Origin of the sequence: Pseudomonas sp. R5(2019) (genome assembly GCF_009905435.1) — a bacterium.
Lineage (GTDB): Bacteria > Pseudomonadota > Gammaproteobacteria > Pseudomonadales > Pseudomonadaceae > Aquipseudomonas.
Map to the genome: position 1 here is coordinate 102989 of NZ_JAAAMT010000007.1, position 19201 is coordinate 122189.

At 61.8% G+C, this 19201-nt stretch carries 16 protein-coding genes; 8 read left to right on the forward strand and 8 right to left on the reverse strand.

The window, feature by feature from the left end; genetic code table 11:
* Positions 1-83 precede the first annotated feature (83 nt).
* From GUY40_RS07035 to pcaC, 3 genes are read left to right on the forward strand one after another with little or no spacing between them, the layout of a single operon-like run.
* Complete coding sequence (locus GUY40_RS07035) at positions 84-1448, forward strand: 3-carboxy-cis,cis-muconate cycloisomerase (protein ID WP_166568226.1); 1365 nt, start codon at positions 84-86, stop codon at positions 1446-1448.
* A gap of 10 nt (positions 1449-1458) precedes the next feature.
* Positions 1459-2250, forward strand: a complete 792-nt coding sequence (gene pcaD, locus GUY40_RS07040) for a 3-oxoadipate enol-lactonase (protein ID WP_166568227.1) — start codon at positions 1459-1461, stop codon at positions 2248-2250.
* A 10-nt stretch (positions 2251-2260) separates the two neighbouring features.
* Positions 2261-2653, forward strand: a complete 393-nt coding sequence (gene pcaC, locus GUY40_RS07045) for a 4-carboxymuconolactone decarboxylase (RefSeq protein WP_166568228.1) — start codon at positions 2261-2263, stop codon at positions 2651-2653.
* A 99-nt stretch (positions 2654-2752) separates the two neighbouring features.
* Here pcaC and GUY40_RS07050 read toward each other — a convergent pair whose 3' ends face one another.
* From GUY40_RS07050 to GUY40_RS07065, 4 genes are all read right to left on the reverse strand, one after another.
* On the reverse strand, positions 2753-4009 hold the full coding sequence (locus tag GUY40_RS07050; protein ID WP_166568229.1) for an OprD family porin: 1257 nt from the start codon (positions 4007-4009) through the stop codon (positions 2753-2755).
* A 531-nt stretch (positions 4010-4540) separates the two neighbouring features.
* Positions 4541-5986: an AdeC/AdeK/OprM family multidrug efflux complex outer membrane factor gene (locus tag GUY40_RS07055; protein WP_166568230.1), complete on the reverse strand. Its 1446-nt coding sequence runs from the start codon at positions 5984-5986 to the stop codon at positions 4541-4543.
* Complete coding sequence (locus GUY40_RS07060) at positions 5983-9135, reverse strand: efflux RND transporter permease subunit (protein WP_166568231.1); 3153 nt, start codon at positions 9133-9135, stop codon at positions 5983-5985. Before GUY40_RS07060 ends, GUY40_RS07055 begins: the two co-directional genes overlap by 4 nt.
* Before the next feature lie 3 nt (positions 9136-9138).
* Positions 9139-10296, reverse strand: a complete 1158-nt coding sequence (locus tag GUY40_RS07065; RefSeq protein WP_166568232.1) for an efflux RND transporter periplasmic adaptor subunit — start codon at positions 10294-10296, stop codon at positions 9139-9141.
* A 244-nt stretch (positions 10297-10540) separates the two neighbouring features.
* Between GUY40_RS07065 and GUY40_RS07070 the strand changes: the two genes are divergently transcribed.
* Entirely contained in the window at positions 10541-11173 is a 633-nt protein-coding gene (locus GUY40_RS07070; RefSeq protein ID WP_166568233.1) for a TetR family transcriptional regulator, read from the forward strand.
* A 58-nt stretch (positions 11174-11231) separates the two neighbouring features.
* On the opposite strand, the gene GUY40_RS07075 is transcribed toward GUY40_RS07070, so the two are convergent.
* From GUY40_RS07075 to GUY40_RS07085, 3 genes are all read right to left on the reverse strand, one after another.
* The gene (locus GUY40_RS07075; protein WP_166568234.1) at positions 11232-12752 is read right to left on the reverse strand and encodes an MDR family MFS transporter; all 1521 of its coding nucleotides are present in this window, start codon (positions 12750-12752) and stop codon (positions 11232-11234) included.
* A 185-nt stretch (positions 12753-12937) separates the two neighbouring features.
* Positions 12938-13111: a hypothetical protein gene (locus GUY40_RS07080; RefSeq protein WP_166568235.1), complete on the reverse strand. Its 174-nt coding sequence runs from the start codon at positions 13109-13111 to the stop codon at positions 12938-12940.
* A 103-nt stretch (positions 13112-13214) separates the two neighbouring features.
* On the reverse strand, positions 13215-14096 hold the full coding sequence (locus GUY40_RS07085; RefSeq protein WP_166568236.1) for a LysR substrate-binding domain-containing protein: 882 nt from the start codon (positions 14094-14096) through the stop codon (positions 13215-13217).
* Positions 14097-14222: 126 nt separating this feature from the next.
* Between GUY40_RS07085 and GUY40_RS07090 the strand changes: the two genes are divergently transcribed.
* Together GUY40_RS07090 and GUY40_RS07095 are read left to right on the forward strand one after the other, a co-directional pair.
* Positions 14223-15863, forward strand: a complete 1641-nt coding sequence (locus GUY40_RS07090; protein ID WP_166568237.1) for a 5-guanidino-2-oxopentanoate decarboxylase — start codon at positions 14223-14225, stop codon at positions 15861-15863.
* Positions 15857-17308 carry an aldehyde dehydrogenase family protein gene (locus GUY40_RS07095; RefSeq protein WP_166568238.1) on the forward strand — a complete coding sequence of 484 codons (1452 nt, stop codon included), beginning with the start codon at positions 15857-15859 and terminating at the stop codon, positions 17306-17308. The genes GUY40_RS07090 and GUY40_RS07095 overlap by 7 nt, the downstream gene beginning before the upstream one ends.
* Positions 17309-17323: 15 nt before the next feature.
* Here GUY40_RS07095 and GUY40_RS07100 read toward each other — a convergent pair whose 3' ends face one another.
* On the reverse strand, positions 17324-18253 hold the full coding sequence (locus tag GUY40_RS07100) for an AraC family transcriptional regulator (protein ID WP_166568239.1): 930 nt from the start codon (positions 18251-18253) through the stop codon (positions 17324-17326).
* 376 nt (positions 18254-18629) lie between these two features.
* Between GUY40_RS07100 and GUY40_RS07105 the strand changes: the two genes are divergently transcribed.
* A complete protein-coding gene (locus tag GUY40_RS07105) occupies positions 18630-18953 on the forward strand; it encodes a putative quinol monooxygenase (RefSeq protein ID WP_166568240.1) in 324 nt (107 codons plus the stop codon).
* A 17-nt stretch (positions 18954-18970) separates the two neighbouring features.
* On the forward strand, positions 18971-19201 hold the full coding sequence (locus GUY40_RS07110) for a hypothetical protein (protein WP_166568241.1): 231 nt from the start codon (positions 18971-18973) through the stop codon (positions 19199-19201).

Here is a 19201-nt window from a genome sequence, read left to right on the forward strand (position 1 = left end):
ACCGTCCGTTCCTGGCGTTTGTGCTGATCACCCGATCCATTCGGGCGCGTCGGTAGCGGCGCGCCATTCAAAAGGATGTTTTCATGAGTCAAAGACCGGGCAATCAGCTGTTCGATGCCTACTTCACGGCCCGCAGCATGCGTGAGGTGTTTTCCGACCATGGCCGCGTGCAGGGCATGCTCGATTTCGAGGCAGCGCTGGCGCGGGCCGAAGCCAGGGTCGGAGTGATTCCGGCCGAGGCCGTTGCGCCGATCAGCGCCGCCTGCCGGGCAGAGCTGTATGACTTTGCGGCGCTGGGCGAAGCCATCGCCACGGCGGGCAACTCGGCGATCCCGATGGCCAAGGCCCTGGGGCGCGAAATTGCCCGCAACAATCCTGAAGCCGAGCGTTATGTGCATCTGGGCGCTACCAGCCAGGATGCCATGGACACCGGCCTGGTGCTGCAACTGCGTGCAGCACTGGCGTTGATCGAGGCTGATCTGGCGCGCCTGGGCGATGCCCTGGCCGTGCAAGCCCAGCGTTATGCCGACACGCCGCTGGCGGGCCGCACCTGGTTGCAGCACGCAACGCCGGTCACCCTGGGCATGAAGATCGCTGGCTGGCTGGGCGCGGTAAGCCGTAGCCGCCAGCGCTTGCAGGAACTGGCACCACGCTTGCTGACCCTGCAGTTCGGTGGTGCGTCCGGCACCCTGGCTGCGCTGGGCAATCAAGCCTTTGCGGTGGCCGAAGCGCTGGCCGATGAGCTGAACCTGAGCTTGCCGGAGCAGCCGTGGCACACCCAGCGCGACCGTTTGGTGGAATTCGCCTCGGTGCTGGGCCTGATCGCCGGCAGCCTGGGCAAGCTCGGCCGCGATGTCAGCCTGTTGATGCAGACCGAGGCCGGTGAAGTGTTTGAACCGGCAGCGCCTGGCAAGGGCGGGTCTTCGACCATGCCGCACAAGCGCAACCCGGTAGGCGCTGCCGTGCTGATCGGCACCGCGACCCAAGTGCCCGGTTTGTTGGCCACACTGTTCAGCGCCATGCCGCAGGAACACGAGCGCAGCCTGGGCCTGTGGCATGCCGAATGGGAAACCTTGCCGCAGATTTGCTGCTTGGTGTCCGGCGCCCTGCAGCAAGCCTTGTTGATCGCCGAGGGCATGGAAGTGGATGCCGCGCGCATGCGCCGCAACCTCGAACTGACCCAGGGCCTGGTGCTGGCCGAAGCGGTCAGCATTGTCCTGGCACAGCGGCTGGGCCGTGATGCGGCCCATCATTTGCTGGAAACCTGCTGCAAGCGTGCGGTGGCCGAACAGCGCCACCTGCGTGCGGTGTTGGGTGACGAGCCCACGGTGACCGCCGAGCTTTCGGCAGACGAACTTGATCGTCTGCTCGACCCTGCCCATTACCTCGGCCAGGCCACCACCTGGGTCGAGCGTGCGGTGGCAGAACATACCCGTCTGAGTGTCTAAGGAGACTGCTGTGGGAAGCGTACAACTCGCCGATGGCGAACTGAACTACCAGATCGATGGCCCGCAAGACGCACCCGTGCTGGTGCTGTCCAACTCGCTGGGCACTGACTTGCATATGTGGGATACCCAGATCCCGGCCTTCGCCGAGTATTTCCGCGTCGTGCGTTACGACACCCGTGGTCATGGTCGTTCGCTGGTCACGCAAGGGCCTTACAGCATCGAGCAGCTGGGCCGCGATGTGCTGGCACTGCTGGATGCGCTGCACATCGAACGCGCCCATTTCTGCGGGCTGTCGATGGGCGGCCTGATCGGCCAATGGCTGGGCATCAACGCCGGTGAGCGCCTGAACCGCCTGATCGTCTGCAACACTGCGGCCAAGATCGGCAACCCGGACGTTTGGAACCCGCGCATCGAAATGGTCCTGCGCGACCGCCAGGAAGCCATGATCGGCCTGCGTGATGCCTCGATTGCTCGCTGGTTCACCCCGGGTTATTCGGCCGAGCACCCTGATCAGGCCAAGCGCATCACCGACATGCTGGCCGCCACCTCGCCAGAAGGTTATGCCGCCAACTGCGCGGCCGTGCGCGATGCGGATTTCCGTGAGCAACTGGGTACCATCAAGGTCCCGACCCTGGTGATTTCCGGTTCTGAAGATGCGGTCACACCGCCGTCTGGTGGGCTGTTTATCCAGGAGCACGTCAACAGCGCCGAGTACGCCGAGTTCTATGCGGCGCACCTGTCTAACGTTGAAGTCGGCGAGCCGTTCAGCCGCCGTGTCATCGACTTTTTGCAAGCGCGTTGAGGAGTCATTCGTGGACGAGAAAGAGCGTTACGCCGAAGGCATGAAAGTTCGCCGCGCCGTGTTGGGCGAGGCCCATGTCGATCGCAGCCTGAAGAACCTGAATGACTTCAACGGCGAGTTCCAGGAAATGATCACCCGTCATGCCTGGGGTGACATCTGGACCCGTCCGGGCCTGCCACGGCATACCCGCAGCCTGATCACCATCGCCATGCTGATCGGCATGAACCGCAACGACGAGCTCAAACTGCACCTGCGCGCCGCCGCCAACAACGGCGTGACCCGTGACGAAATCAAGGAAGTGCTGATGCAGAGCGCGATCTACTGCGGCATTCCAGCAGCCAACGCCACCTTTCACCTGGCCGAGTCGGTGTGGGATGAGTTGGGGGTTGAGTCGCGCGGGTGATGTAAACCGATTCGCGGATAAATCCGCTCCCACATGTCATGCGCATGACATGTGGGAGCGGATTTATCGGATCGCCGCACCGCCGCGAATGAGGTCGGGTTAGAGAATACTGATCGGATAGCTGATGATCAGGCGGTTCTCGTCGAACTCATTGGTGCTGTAGTCGCGACGGATGCTCGAGTTCCGCAGTTTCAGCGACAGGCCCTTCAGCACGCCGGACTGCAGTGCATAGGCCAGTTCAGTCTCCCGTACCCATTCCTTGCCATCGGTAATCACGCCGGTGTGCACATTGCTGCCGCTGATGTAGCGGTTCATCAAGGTCAGGCCCGGTACACCCAGCCCCGCGAAGTTATAGTCATGGCGCACCTGCCAGGATTTTTCCCTGGCGTTGTCGAAGCTGGAGTTGTAGCTGTCGTTGGCCAGAGTCCCGCCGCTGGTGCCGTTGACGCGCATCCAGGCGTTGTCGCCGGTCACTTTCTGCAAGCCGACATAGAAGGTGTTGCCGCCATATTTGGCTGACAGCAGCGCTGAAGCGGTCTTGTTGTCCAACTCGCCAGCCAGTGCGCTGCCGTCTTCCTTGCCGATGAAGTAGCCCAGGTTCGCGCCCAGGGTCCAGGCGCCCAGTGGCTGGCTGTGTACCAGGTTGATGTACTGCTGGTTGTAGATGTCCTTGAGCTCGGCATTCCACAGGCCGATCATCGTGCGCTTGTCGTTGAAGGTGTATTCACCGCCGACAAAGTTGAAGCGGTCGGAGGTGAAGGCTGCTTTGCCGTTCATGGACATGTCTTCCATGCTGGCATCGTTGCGCGGGCTGTTGGCGCGGAACTGGCCGCCATAGAGGGTCAGGCCGGCGATTTCCTGAGAGGTGATCTGGCCGCCGCGCAAGGTTTGCGGCAGCGAGCGGCCATCGTCGGAACGCAGGATGGGCAGTACCGGCATCCATTCACCGACCTTCAATTCGGTCTTGGAAATTTTGGCCTTCAGGGCCACGCCCAGGCGACCGAAGTCGTCGGCCGGGTGACCACCGTCATGGATCGGCAGCAATTGGGTGCCGCCGGTGCCTCGCCCGCCATCGAGCTTGACCGAGTACAGACCCAACACGTCCACACCGAAACCGACCACGCCTTGAGTGAAGCCGGAACGGGCATCAAGAATGAAGTTCTGCGTCCATTCTTCCGCTTTGCCCTGGGGGTGAGACGGGTTGGTGAAGTTGCGGTTGATGTAGAAGTTACGCAAGTTCAGACCGACTTTGGCATCTTCGACAAACCCGGATTCAGCCGCCAGGGTGGGCAAACTCAGGCCGGTCACTGCCAGGGCCAGCAGGTTGGGAAGAGCAGGGCGGATAAGAGTATTCATTATTGGTCTGTCTCTCGTGTAAACAATGGGCAACAGCAGGCCGCTGCGACGAACCAGGGTCGCAGTCGTGGAGCTTGGTTGGGGTCGATCGGGTGCGAACAGGCCAGCACTTCCTGCGCGAGCGAGGTCGTCAGGAACGTCAGCCGGAAAGGGGGGCGCGTGAGTACATAGGGGAACCTGTTTTTATTGGTTTTGGTCGGGGTGGGCAATTTGCCTTGAGGGCGATGTTGCTGGCTTGGAAGGTGTGAATCAATTCGTTAAAGACTAATTTGTGCGATAAACGAACACTAACTGACTAGTTACTTCATTTTTGATTTGGATTTTGCTGCGGCCAAAAGCTTCGCGGGCAAGCCCGGCTCCTACAAAGTCCGTAGGAGCCGGGCTTGCCCCAATGCCAGTCAGTTAAGGCGCAGAACATGTGGGAGCGTATTTATCCGCGAATGTAGGCGCCGCGCAATGCCTGATAAACCGCGGCGTTTTCATTCGCGGATAAATCCGCTCCCACAGGGTTTGTGTCTGTGTCCCGCTGAATCAACCCTTGGGCGTAGTGCTCGCCGGCGTTTGCGCCGTCTGCTCGTACCAGCCGCCACCCAGGGCCTTGTACAGATTGACCTCGCTCACCAGCTGCGAGAGGCGGTCGCTGATCAGTGATTGCTGGGCGCTGAACAACGAGCGCTGGGCATCGAGGAAGGTCAGGTTGCTGTCGACGCCGATACGATAGCGACGCTCGGCCAGACGGTAGTAGTCCTGGTTGGCGGCGACCAGATCACGCTGCGCCTGCAACTGATCGTTGAAGGTCTGGCGCGCGGCCAGGCCATCGGAGACTTCCTGGAAGGCGGTCTGGATGGTCTTCTCGTACTTGGCAATGTTGATGTCTTTCTGGATTTTCGAATAATCCAGGCTGGCCTTCAGGCTGCCGGCGTTGAAGATCGGCAAGCTGATTTGCGGCTGGAACAACCAGGTTCCCGAACCACCCTTGAACAAGCCGCCCAGGTCCGGGCTCAGGGTGCCGGCATTGGCAGTCAGGCTGATGCTCGGGAAGAACGCTGCACGGGCGGCACCGATGTTGGCATTGGCGGCCTTGAGCAGATGTTCGGCTTCAAGGATGTCCGGGCGACGCTGCAGCAGGTCAGACGGCAGGCCGGCGGGCATTTCGCGCAGCAGGTCGGCGTCCAGCGGTTGGGCCGCCGGCAGATTGCCTGGCAAGCCAGTGCCGACCAGTACGGTCAGGCTATTCAAGTCCTGGGCCACCAGGCGTTGGTACTGGGCCAACTTGACCTTGGCGCCTTCGACCGAAGTGCGTGCCTGGCTCACGTCCAGCGCCGATGCCACGCCGACTTCGTTGCTGCGCGAGGTCAGCTTGTAGCTTTGCTCGTAGGTTTTCAGCGTGTCCTGGGTCAGCTTCAGCAGGGCCTGGTCGGCCTGCCAGGTGAAGTAGGCATTGGCGACGCTGGCGACCAGACTGATCTGCGTCGAGCGGCGTGCTTCTTCGCTGGACAGGTAGGTTTCCAGGGCCTGTTCGCTCAGGCTGCGGACGCGGCCAAACAGGTCCAGCTCATAGGCGCTGACGCCCAGGGTCGCCGAATACTGGCTGCTGATGCTCGACTCGCCGGTGGTCGACAGGTTGGCCGGGAGCCGTTGGCGACTGCCGCTGGCATCGGCGCTGACGGCCGGGAACAGGTCGGCGCGCTGGATGCGGTACTGGGCACGGTAGGCGTCGATGTTCAGCGCCGCGACCCGCAGGTCGCGGTTGTTGACCAGCGAGGTCTGGATCAGTTGCTGCAGCGCCGGATCCTGGAAGAACTGGCGCCAGCCTTGCTCGGCTGCCGCGATATTGGCCGCTTCGGTCGGCGAGTAGGCCGGGCCTTGTGGCCACTGCGCCGCCACCGGCGACGCAGGCTGCTGGTAGTCGGGTATCAGCGAGCAACCGCTGAGTACAAACGCGGCTACCGTCAGGGACAATAGGGACTTGCTCATTCGCCAGCCTCATAACGTGGAGTTTGTGCGGTGTCTTTCTCGTCGGCTTTCTTGCTGCTGAACCGCGAAGACACGGCCACGAAGAACAGCGGTACCCAGAAGATTGCCAACACCGTTGCCGTCAGCATACCGCCGATTACGCCCGTACCGATTGCATGTTGGCTGCCGGAGCCTGCACCGGTGGAAATCGCCAGCGGAACCACACCCAGCACGAACGCCAGCGAGGTCATGATGATTGGACGCAGACGCATGCGGCAGGCCTCGATGGCGGCGTCGACGAGACTGCGGCCCTGCTCATGCAGCTCCTTGGCGAACTCGACGATCAGAATGGCGTTTTTTGCCGCCAGACCAATGGTCGTCAACAGGCCGACCTGGAAGTACACGTCATTCGAGAGCCCGCGCAGGCTGGTGGCCAGCAGCGCACCGATGATCCCCAACGGCACTACCAGCACGACGGCGATCGGGATCGACCAGCTTTCGTACAAGGCTGCCAGACACAGGAATACCATCAGCAGGGACAATGCATACAGCGCAGGGGCCTGAGAGCCGGACAAGCGTTCTTCGTACGACAGCCCCGTCCACGAGTAACCGATACCCGCCGGCAGTTTCGCGACAATCGCTTCGACTTCAGCCATGGCCTCACCGGTACTGTAACCAGGCGCCGGTGCACCGAGGACCTCCATGGCTTCGACACCGTTGTAGCGCGACAGCTTCGGTGGCCCGTAAATCCATTCGCCGCTGGCGAAGGACGAGAACGGCACCATCTCGTTGTTGCTGTTGCGTACGTACCACTTCTTCAGGTCTTCAGGGTTCATCCGCGCGCCTGGCTGGCCCTGGATGTACACCTTCTTGACCCGACCACGGTCGATGAAGTCGTTGACGTAGCTGGCACCCAGAGCAATCGACAGGGTGTTGTTGATATCGGCGATGGTCACGCCCAAGGCACTGGCGCGCTCGTCATCGATGGTCAACTGATACTGCGGTTCATCGTTCAGGCCGTTCGGACGCACGGCAGACAACACCTTGCTTTGCGCGGCCATGCCGAGGAACTGGTTGCGAGCTTCCATCAGCTTGGCGTGGCCGACGCCGGCCCGGTCTTGCAGGTACACGTCGAAACCGGTGGCGTTACCCAGCTCCATTACCGCAGGCGGGGCGAAGGCAAACACCATCGCATCGCGGAAGCTGAAGAAGTGCTGCTGGGCTCGGGCTGCCAGGTTGAACACGCTGTTTTCGGTCGAGCGCTCGTCCCACGGCTTGAGCATGATGAACGCCATGCCGGAACTCTGGCCGCGACCGGCGAAGTTGAAGCCGTTCACGGTAAATACCGAGCTGACGGTGTCTTTTTCCTTGTCGAGCAGATACTCGCGCATCTCATCGACCACCGCCTGGGTCCGCTCGGCAGTCGAGCCGGCCGGAGTCTGGACCTGGGCAAAAAGTACGCCCTGGTCTTCTTCCGGAAGGAACGCCGTCGGGATGCGGGTGAACAGCCAGCCCATGCCGATCACGATCACCAGGTAGGCAATCAGGTATGGCGTCTTGTGCCGCAGGATATTGCCGACACCGCGCTCGTAGCCGCGCACGCTGCGGTCAAAGTTGCGGTTGAACCAGCCGAAGAAGCCACGCTTGGGTTGACCGTGCTCGCCAGCCGGGATGGCCTTGAGCATGGTGGCGCACAGGGCAGGGGTGAAGATCAGGGCGACCAGAACCGACAGCGCCATGGCCGAAACGATGGTGATCGAGAACTGCTTGTAGATCACACCGGTCGAGCCGCCGAAGAACGCCATGGGCAGCAGTACCGCCGACAGCACCAGGGCGATACCGACCAGCGCGCCCTGGATCTGGCCCATGGACTTCTTGGTCGCTTCCTTGGGTGACAAGCCTTCTTCGGCCATCACCCGCTCGACGTTCTCCACCACAACGATGGCGTCGTCCACCAGCAAGCCGATGGCGAGCACCATACCGAACATGGTCAGGGTGTTGATGCTGAAACCGAAGGCCGCGAGGATACCGAAGGTGCCCAGCAATACCACCGGCACTGTCATGGTGGTGATCACCGTGGCGCGGAAGTTCTGCAGGAACAGATACATCACCAGGAACACCAGCACGATCGCTTCGATCAGGGTGTGAATAACCCCGGAAATCGATTCGGTCACCACCGGCGTGGTGTCATACGGGAACACCGCTTTCATGCCCTGCGGGAAGAACGGTTCCAGATCGGTGATGGTCTTGCGCAGCGCCTTGGCCGTGTCCAGGGCGTTGGCACCGGTGGCCATCTTGATCGCCAGGCCCGACGCGGGCTTGCCGTTGAACTGCGCGCTGACGGCGTAGTTCTCGCCACCCAGGCCGACGTCCGCGACATCACCCAGGCGTACCTGGGAACCGTCGCGGTTGACCTTGAGCAGGATGTTCTTGAACTGCTCGGCGGTTTGCAGGCGGGTCTTGCCGATAATCGTGGCGTTCAGTTGCTGGCCGGCAACGGCAGGCAGGCCGCCCAGTTGGCCGGAAGACACCTGGACGTTTTGCGCAGCCACGGCGGTCTTGACGTCAACCGGGGTCAGCTGGAATTTGTTCAGCTTGGCCGGGTCGAGCCAGATTCGCATGGCGTATTGCGCACCGAACACCTGGAAGTCACCGACACCGGCGGTACGCGAGATCGGGTCCTGCATGTTGGAGACGATGTAGTTGGCCAGGTCGTCCTTGGTCATGCTGCCGTCTTCGGACACCAGGCCGATCACCATCAGGAAGTTCTTCACCGCCTTGGTCACGCGGATCCCCTGTTGCTGCACTTCCTGCGGCAACAGCGGGGTGGCCAGGTTCAGCTTGTTCTGCACCTGGACCTGCGCGGTATCGGGGTTGGTCCCCTGGTTGAAGGTCGCGGTAATGGTCATGCTGCCGTCGGAGTTACTTTCCGAGGAGACATAACGCAGGTTGTCGATACCGTTGAGCTGTTGCTCGATGATCTGCACCACGGTGTCTTGCACGGTTTGCGCAGAGGCACCCGGGTAGCTCACGGCGATAGCGATCGCAGGCGGCGCAATGCTCGGGTATTGGTTGATCGGCAATTTCAGGATGGAGAGCGCGCCGACCAGCATGATCACCAGGGCGATCACCCAGGCAAAAATGGGGCGGTCGATAAAGAATTTCGACATGGTTTACTTCCCTTTCGCGCCAGCGGCGGCCGACGCATTGGCCGGGACACCCGGTGTTGCCGGCTTGACGTTGGTGGCTTCGGTCACCTTGACCTCGACGCCAGGTTTGACGAACTGAAGGCCTTCGGTGATCAGGCGATCACCCGGGTTCAGGCCATCTTCGATCAGCCATTGGCTGCCGACGGTGCGGCTGGCCTTGAGCTGGCGCAGTTCAACCTTGTTCTCCTGGTTCACCACCAGAGCGGTCGGTAGGCCTTTGAGGTCACGTGTCACGCCCTGTTGCGGTGCCAGAATCGCCGAGCTGTGAACGCCGGCGTTCAAGCGAGCGTGCACGAACATGCCGGGCAGCAGGTTGTGATCCGGGTTGGGGAATACCGCCCGCAGGGTGACGGAACCGGTGGTTTCGTCGACCGACACTTCCGAGAACTCAAGCGTGCCTTCGTGGACATAGGGGCTGCCGTCTTCCAGCTTGAGGGTGACCTTGGCGGCATTCGCGCCGGCCTTCTGCAGCTGGCCGCTTTCCAGTTCACGGCGCAGTTTGAGTAGTTCAGCCGAGGACTGCGTCACATCGACATAGATCGGGTCCAGTTGCTGAATAACGGCCATGGCGTCGGTCTGGCCATTGCTGACCAGCGCACCTTCGGTGACTGCCGAACGGCCGATACGGCCGGAAATCGGTGCCAGTACCTTGGTGTAGCGCAGGTCGATCTGGGCGCTCTTGAGCGTGGCTTCGGCTTGCAAACGTTTGGCCTGCGCATCGTCGTATTCCTGACGGCTGACAGCCTGTTCGGCTACCAGCTGCTTGTAACGATCGGACAGGGATTTGGTCGATTGCAGGTTGGCCTGGGCGCTGGCCAGGGTCGACTCATAGATCGAAGGGTCGATCTGATAGAGCTGCTGGCCGGCTTTCACTTCGCCGCCTTCCTTGAACAGGCGCTTGAGAATGATGCCGTTGACCTGAGGGCGTACTTCAGCGATGCGGAACGCGGTGGTGCGCCCTGGCAGCTCGGACGTCAGGGTGTATGCCTGGGGTTGGAGGGTGACCACGCCGACCTGAGGGGGTTTAGCGACTGGCGCCGCTTCTTCCTTTTTACAGCCGCTGAGCAGCGTAGCCAGGGCGACGGCGGAAACCAGAGCGGTAACAGCTGGCTTGAATTGCATGAAGATCCTCGGTCGTAAGCGCGAACGCTCAAGAATAATGAAAAGGTGAAAAATTGTTTCGATAAGTAGCTTGCTAATGAATATACTTACATTCATGCTTGTTTGTAAATACCCGTGTCTGCGTCCTGCTGACGCGACAAGCCTTAAACTAAACCGTCATGAATGCGCTGATACCGGCGTTCTGACTACGATTCCGGGCGGCGTCAGTGCCGACCCGGGACTGCCTGATGGAGGTCGCACTGCCATGGTTCGCCGCACCAAAGAAGAAGCCCAGGAAACCCGCAAGCAGATTCTCGATGCTGCACAGAAGGCTTTTTATGAGCGCGGTGTGGCGCGAACCACCCTGGCGGATATCGCGACCCAGGCGGGGGTGACCCGGGGCGCTATTTATTGGCATTTCGAGAACAAGGCCGACCTGGTACAGGCCATGCTGGATACCTTGCATGAGCCGCTGGATGCGTTGGCCCGCGCCAGCGAAAGCCAGGACGAACTCGACCCGCTGGGCTGCCTGCGACAATTGATGGTCCAGTTGTTTCAGCAAGTGGCGCTGGACCCGCAGACCCGGCGCATTAACGAAATTCTGTTCCATAAGTGCGAATTCACCGATGAAATGTGCGATTTGCGCCGTCAGCGACAAGTCGCCACCCTGGATTGCAACGTCCGCATCGAATTGTCGCTGCGCAATGCCGTCAACCGCGGACAGTTGCCGCATGACCTGGATACCGCCCGGGCAACGCTCACGCTGCATGCCTACGTCGACGGCATGCTGGGCCAATGGCTGCTGTTGCCGGACAGTTTCGAACTGCATGAAACTGCCGAGCGGTGGGTCGACACTGGGCTGGATATGCTGCGCCTGAGCCCGGCACTGCGCAAATGAAGGTTTGAATCGGGGTGTGTCTCCCGAAACTTGCTGTAAAAGTTACGCGATTATCGCGCTACCTCGAGCCCTTGAAGATGACGTTTTCTTCACGTCCGCGCAGGATTCGGTTGGGCATGGCAATGGCGGCTGCCAACCCCAGTAGCGAGACGGCGGCACTGCCGAGCAGCAGATGGCGGAAGGTGATCAGAAGCTCCGCGCGCAACGCCAACTGTTCGGCGCCGTTGGTCGCATTCAGGCCATCGAGCAGGGGATTGCCTGACGTACCTTCGCCGATGGCCATGCTGCCCAGGTGAGCGAGACTCGAGTGTTCGAGCATCGCCAGCAGCAAGGCTGACATACAGGCTACACCCATGGCGCCGCCCAGTGAGCGAAACAGATTGGTGGTGCTGGTTGCCACGCCGATATCCCGCGCTTCTACTGCATTCTGTGAGCCCACCAGTGAGGTGGGGAACTGCAACCCGCAGGCAATCCCGGTCAGCACCATGAACAGCCCGCTGAGCAGCATCGACTGCGGCGGGCTGAAGGCCATGCCGACAATGGCGACCGGCATCAGCAGTGCGCCAGCGAGAATCTGTGGCTTGAAGCGGCCGGTCAGGGAAGTCATGCGCCCGGCGAAATAAGCACCCATCGGTAAGCCCATGGCCAGCGGCAGCAGGTGCAAGGCGGCACTGTCAGCCCCGGCACCGGTAACGGTCTGATAGCGCATCGGCATCAATACTGTCAGGGAAATTGTCTGGAAGCTGGTGAAAAACACCGTGCACCAGCACAGCGTGGCGTTGCGGTTGGCGAACAGCTGCATTGGCAGCAAGGGCTCAGGCACCCGCAGCTCATACCAGGCAAACACGGCCAGGGTCAGCACGCCGGACAGCAGCAATGCGCATACGGCCGGATCGCGCCAGGAATAACCTTGACCGATCTGGGTGATGCCCAGCAGCAGGGCGGTCAGGCCGATGATCAGCAGGACTGTCCCCAGGTAGTCGATCACCACCGTGCGTTGCGGGATCTTGAGGCTGCGCAGGGTACGGCGGGAAATCGCCCAGGCGGCGAGACCCAGCGGCAGGTTGAGCCAGAACACCCAGCGCCAGGACAGAAACTCGGTCAGATAGCCACCCAGCACCGGGCCGGCGACACTGGCCAGCGCGTACATGCCACTGAAATACCCTTGGTAGCGGCCGCGTTCGCGCGGCGGCACCATATCGCCAATGATGGCTTGGGCCACCGAAATCATCCCGCCGGCACCGATGCCCTGGATGATTCGCGCCAGCACCAGCTGTTCCATGCTTTGCGCCATCGCACAAAAAGCCGACGCCAGGGTGAACAGCCCAACCCCGAACAACATCAGGCGCCGACGGCCATACAGATCGCCCAGCTTGCCGTAGATCGGCACGGCGACGGTCATGGCGACCATATAACCGGAGATCACCCAGGCCAGCAGGGAAACATCGTTGAATTGCGCAGAAATGGCAGGCATCGACACGGCAACGATGGTTTGATCAAGGGCGCCGAGAAAGATCGCCAGCATCAGCGCGACCAGCACGCTGCGCAAGGCAGGTTTGGGAGTGTTCAGATCGGTCACGGGCAGCCCTGGAAGCAGTGATGCCCGCACGCCAGGCGCGCGGGCTGAAGTGACCGTCAGTGTACTCGATAGCTAGCTAAGCGTCTTACTCGATCGCTCCGTAAGGCAGGTTCTTTCGGCGCATGAGCGGGATGTCGCCAAAGACTTATCGGCAGCTCGGCAGCTCGGCGGCAAGGCCGAAGCATCTACCTGACAGCAGCCATCGAGGCGGTGTGCGGAACGCACTGGGTGAACATGCACGACGACTGGTCGCGTGGCGCATTGCGGGCTTGCTCGAGGCGATAGGCGGCGGCTGCATACAAGCCAATCACGGCGGCAATGGCAAAGATAAACGCGCATTTTCTTGTTTTTAGGGTCATGACACTCACCTCTTGCACGTAAAAAGGCTCTGTCTGAAGCGTAGGCCAGGATCAGCGACCGCGCTCAGTCCAGATCGCAGGTCCAAAAGCCTGCGCGCGCACGTTAACGCTCCCCGGCCTGCCGGCACAACCAATCCATCAACTCCAGCAATCCTGGTGATGGTGTACTGCGTGGCGGCAATACCACGTAGTAGGCCAGTCCCGTGGGCACTTTCAATTCGAATGGCATCACCAGCCGTCCACTGGCCAGGTCCTCGGCAATCAACGCCCAGTCGCCGATGGCCACGCCCGTCCCTTGCGATGCCACTGACATCGCCAAGTCCAGCGTCTCGAAATGCTGGCCCTTGCCGATGTTATTCAGCGTGATGCCCGCCACCTTCAGCCAGGTTTCCCAGTCCTGCTCGTCGCAAGTCGGGTGCAGCAGCATGTGCGTGTCCAGGTCGCTGTAAGTGCTCAACGGCAGGGGGCCGGCCAGCAACCTGGGTGAGCAGACGGGTGTCAGTTGTTCATCGAACAGATGCCGCGCGGTCAGCCCGTGATTGGGTGGCGGGCCATAGACCACTGCCGCATCGAACGCCTCGCGGCGAAAGTCCACCCCGTGGGCGACTGTGGTGGTCAGCTCCACCGGCACGTCCGGGCGTTGCGCCTGCCACTGCATCAATCGCGGCAACAACCAGCGCATGACACAGGTCGGGGCCTTGAGTTGAAGGGCTTCGCGCTTGGCGCCGACGTGCTCGACGGCCTCGTCAATCAAATTGAACACCTGTTGAATCCGCGCAAACAACTCGCGCCCCTGGGGTGTCAGGGCCAGGCCCCGGGCCTGGCGAAAGAACAGCGCATAACCCAGATGATCCTCCAGCCCGGCGATCTGTCGGCTCACCGCGCCTTGGGTGATATGCAATTGCTGGGCGGCCCGGGTGAAGTTGCAACACTGGGCGGTAATCAAAAAGGTGTGCAAGGCCGGCAAGGGCGGAAGGCGTTTCATGGCGGTACCAGGCATGATCTGTGGACATGGCTAGTATGACTATTTTTGCATTGTGCAGGTACGTCGCCGCCAGTTCCAATGAAGCCACTTTTCAGTGTTCCTCGAACAAAAGACAGGCATTCGAACATGGCTACTTGTGGCGAAGTGTTGGTAAAACTGCTTGAACGCTACGGCGTCGACCAGGTATTTGGTATTCCCGGCGTGCATACCGTGGAGCTTTACCGCGGGCTGGCCCGCTCCCCGATCGAGCACGTGACCCCTCGCCACGAGCAAGGTGCCGGATTCATGGCTGACGGCTATGCGCGCACCAGCGGCAAGCCGGGTGTCTGCTTCATCATCACCGGCCCCGGCATGACCAACATCACCACTGCCATGGGCCAGGCCTATGCCGACTCGATCCCGATGCTGGTGATTTCCAGCGTCCAGTCCAGTACTCAACTGGGGGGCGGGCGCGGCAAGCTGCACGAGTTGCCGAACCAGGGCGCATTGGTGGCGGGCGTGGCGGCGTTCTCTCATACACTGATGAGCGCTGACGACCTGCCCAGTGTGCTGGCCCGTGCCTTTGCTGTGTTCGAGGGCGCCCGCCCGCGCCCCGTGCATATCGAAATTCCGTTGGATGTTCTGGTGCAGCCGGCCGACCACTTGCTGAGCAGCGAACCGGTGCATATTGCCCGTGCCGGTGCCGCACCTGAGGCGGTGAGTCAGATGGCCGCACTGCTGGCCGAGGCCAGTCGCCCGCTGATTCTTGCTGGCGGGGGCGCCATTGATGCTGCCGCAGCACTGACCCGCCTGGCCGAACACCTGCAGGCGCCGGTGGCGCTGACCATCAATGCCAAAGGTATGCTGCCTGGCAAGCATCCGCTGCTGATCGGCTCGACCCAGACCCTGGACACTACCCGAGCACTGATCGAGGAAGCCGACGTGGTACTGGCCATCGGCACCGAGCTGGCGGAAACCGACTACGACGTCACCTTCGCCGGCGGCTTCAAGATTCCCGGCACCCTGCTGCGTGTGGATATCGACCCGGATCAGACAGTGCGTAACTACCCGCCGAAGGTGGCGCTGGTTGCAGACGCCCAGGTGGCCGCCCAGGCCCTGTTCGACGCAGTGGTCGCCTTGCCCTTGATCGAACGTGTGGCCGATTGGGGCCCAGCCCGGGCTGCGGCCTTGCGCGAGGTCAACGAGGCCTCGTGGGATACCGCCATGCGTGGCCAGACCCTGTTCCTCGACACCTTGTTGGAAGAACTGCCGAACGCGGTGCTGGTGGGCGACTCGACCCAGCCGGTCTACACCGGCAACCTGACGCTGAACCCGGACCATCCGCGCCGCTGGTTCAACGCTTCGACCGGCTACGGCACCCTTGGCTATGCCTTGCCGGCGGCCATGGGAGCCTGGCTCGGCGGCAGTCCATGGCGCGATTCCCGTAGCCCCGTGGTGTGCCTGATCGGTGACGGCGGCTTGCAATTTACCCTGCCGGAACTGGCCAGCGCCGTTGAAGCGCGAATCCCTGTCATCGTCCTGCTCTGGAATAACCAGGGCTATGAAGAGATCAAAAAGTACATGGTCAACCGCTCGATCGAACCGGTTGGCGTAGACATCCACACCCCGGACTTTATCGGCGTTGCCAAGGCCTTGGGCTGTGCCGCCGAGGCGGCGGATGGGGCGGAGGAACTGCGGGTTGCGCTGCGTGCCGCGAGCGAGCGCAACGGACCGACTCTGATCGAGATTGACCAAGGTGTCTGGATGAAAGGCCTTAAAGCATGCTGAATTTTCCCCAAACCCTGCCGGGTGTTTACATCAATGGCACGTGGCAACACGGCAACGCACCGTTGACGGTGATCAACCCTGCCACTGAACAACCGCTGGCGCAGGTCGCCGGTGCCGACACTGGGGCGGTAGAGCACGCGGTCCAGGCCGCGCAGGCTGCCTTCAGCGCTTGGTCGACGACCTCAGCCGCCGAGCGCGCCGTGTACCTGCGTGCTATCGCTGAGGGTGTTGCCGCCCGGCGTGAGCACCTCATGCAGCTTCAGTCGAGCAACAACGGCAAGCCGCTGTTCGAAGCCGGCATCGACGTCGATGATGTGATCGCGACGTTCAATTACTACGCCGACCTTGCCGACGCATTGGGTGTGTCCCAGGACAGCAATGTGCCGCTGCCGAGCGACGCCTTCAGCGCGCGCGTGCGCCGTGAGCCCTGCGGCGTTGTCGGCCTGATCGTGCCGTGGAACTTCCCGATGGTCACCACGGCCTGGAAGCTGGCGCCGGCCCTGGCGGCGGGGTGCTGCGTGGTGCTGAAACCTTCGGAAGTCACGCCGCTGCCTGAGCTTGAACTGGCTGCAATCATCGCTGAAAGCGGCCTGCCTGACGGAGTGTTCAACCTGGTCTGCGGTACCGGGCTTGCTGTCGGTGCGCCACTGGCCGCTGATCCGCGTATTGCCAGGATCTCGTTCACGGGCAGCAATGCCGTCGGTGTTCAGGTCATGCAGCGCGCGGCAGAAACGATCAAGGGTGTAAGCCTGGAGCTGGGCGGCAAATCATCGTTGCTGGTATTGGAAGACGCCGATCTGGAACTGGCCGTGGAAATGGCCAGTGGCGGCGGCTTCTTCAATGCCGGGCAAATGTGCTCGGCCACCAGCCGGGTGGTAGTGGCTGATGCTCTTTACGATGAATTTCTGGAACGTCTGAAAACCCGCGCCGAGGCCATCAAGGTTGGTGATCCCTTTGCCGAGGACACCGAAATGGGCGCCCTGGTGAACCAGGCGCAGTACGAGCGTGTGCTGGGGCATATCGATCGGGGCGTGAGCGCCGGTGCGCGACTGATTTGCGGCGGTCAGCGTCCGCAACACCTGCCGTGCGGCTACTTCTTGCGCCCGACGGTGTTTGCCGATGTGCCGCAAGGCAGCGCCTTGTGGCGGGAAGAAATCTTTGGCCCGGTGTTGTGCGTGCGCCGTGCGACCAGTGAAGCCGAGGCCATTGCCCAGGCCAACGACACTGAGTTTGGCCTGGTGGCCAGCGTGGTCGGGCAGGATCCCGAAAGGACCGAGCGCGTGGCCAATGCGTTGCTGGCTGGTATGGTCTGGATCAATGCGCCGCAGGTGATCTTCCCGCAGACCGCCTGGGGCGGTTACAAGCAGAGCAGCATCGGCCGGGAGCTGGGGCCGTGGGGCTTGAGCGCGTTCCAGGAGATCAAGCACGTCGTGCGAGCGGTGTGACAGGAAGGGCGAGCCTTACGGCAAACTCCGCAACCTCGCCATGTCCCGCAACGGCGGCGCCCCATACAACCGGCTGTACTCGCGGCTGAACTGGGAGGGGCTTTCATAGCCCACCCGGTAGCCTGCCGCCGACGCTTCCAGCCCCTCACTGAGCATCAACCGTCGGGCCTCCTGCAAACGTAATTGCTTCTGGTATTGCAGGGGGCTCATAGAGGTCACGGCCTTGAAACGATGATGCAGGGTCGACACGCTCAAATTCACCTGCCGCGCCAGGTCATCGATCCGCAACGGGCTCTGGAAGTTGCTGTTGAGCCAATGGATCGCCTGGCTGACGCGGTGGGTCTGGGTGTTGCCCAGGGCAATCTCATACAGACGGTGGCCTTGCTTGCCACGCAGCAGGCGATACAGGATTTCGCGGCGAATCAAGGGCGCCAGGATCGGGATGTCCTTGGGCGTTTCCAGTAGCCGGGTCAGGCGCAGCACCGCGTCGAGCAAGTCTGAATCCATCTGCTCTACATACAGCCCACGTCCTGTGGGGCGGCTGGGCACACCCAATGGCCCGGCCTCGGCAATCAGTGTGTTGATCTCGCTCGGGTCGATATCCAGCCGAATAGACAGGCTCGGGTTGCTCTGGCAAGCCTCCAGAATTCGACCGCTGATCGGCATGGCGACCGAGACCACCATGTAGTTGAGCGGGTTGTAGAGGTAGGTTTCATCGCCCAGGCGAACCTCTTTGCTGCCATTGGCCATGATGCACAATGCAGGCTGGGCGAGCGTCGGAAAGGAGGACGTACGTTCGCAGTAGCGCACCAGGTGCAACGACTCGATGGCCGTGCAGAAGCTGCCTTGTTCCGGGGTGTGGCGACCGATCAGGTTGGCCAGCTCGGTGCGCTGCTGCTCAAGGTCGGGCGGCAACGGGAGGCTTGGGTGTTCACTGTTCGACATGGGGGAATCCTGAAGGCGAGGGCCGCTGACCGGATCAGAATACGTTTGTGCAAGCCGGGACGGTAGGCGGATTCTGCGAGGTTCTTGCCTGATTCTGTCGTGGAGTCGTTCGACTGGAGGGACAGTGGGGCCCCATCGCGGGCAAGCCCTGCTCCTACCGCAGGCCGGTAGGAGCGAGGCTTGCCCGCGATGCTTTTTTGCACATTCATTGTCGCCGCGATCTGCACGGTCCGGCGCGCTATCAGCCGCCTTGCCCATGCCCCGCGCAGAATCAGGCAAGTCATCGACAGGATTCGTCTAACGGCGGCTGGCAGCCACCCCGTAACCTGTGCAACGTGGCCTGATTGGGGTCGCGATCACCCAGGGAGAATCCTTCATGAGCCAGCCGTCAGCGGTCAGTCATCTTGCGTTAGTGCGCGCCAGCGCCGGTTCGTCCGTGGCATTGGGCGAGCGTTTGCACGGTTTGATCGAGCCATCGCGCAAGGCCCCGGGGTGCTTGCACTTTGCCCTGCAACGCTCCCAGTGCGACGCCGATTTGTGGATGATCAGCGGTTTCTGGGCCAGCGAGCCGGCCATGACCGCCTACTTCGCCTCGCCGGCCATGCAGGTGTTCAGCGAGCTGGTGCAACACCTGATGGTCAACAGTCTGGATCTGCATACCTTCAGCGAGGTCTCGGCTAGAATGCCCGCCGTTGAATAATTGGCAGGGTAAGCAACATGGCACGTAAAGAGTTCGCCCACTTCGAAGCGGTTTCGGCCGTGGTCCCAGGTGAAGGTGGTTACAACGCGGCAATCGCGGTCAAGGGCCTGGGCGCCGGCGGAGCACCGCACTTTCACAAAGTCCTGGAAGGGCAAACCTTCAAGACCGCATTGAGCGCCGATGACGCCGCCAGCGCCGAGCTGGCAAGGCTGGTTGATGTGAACAGCGAAGGCGAGCTGGTCTGGTAA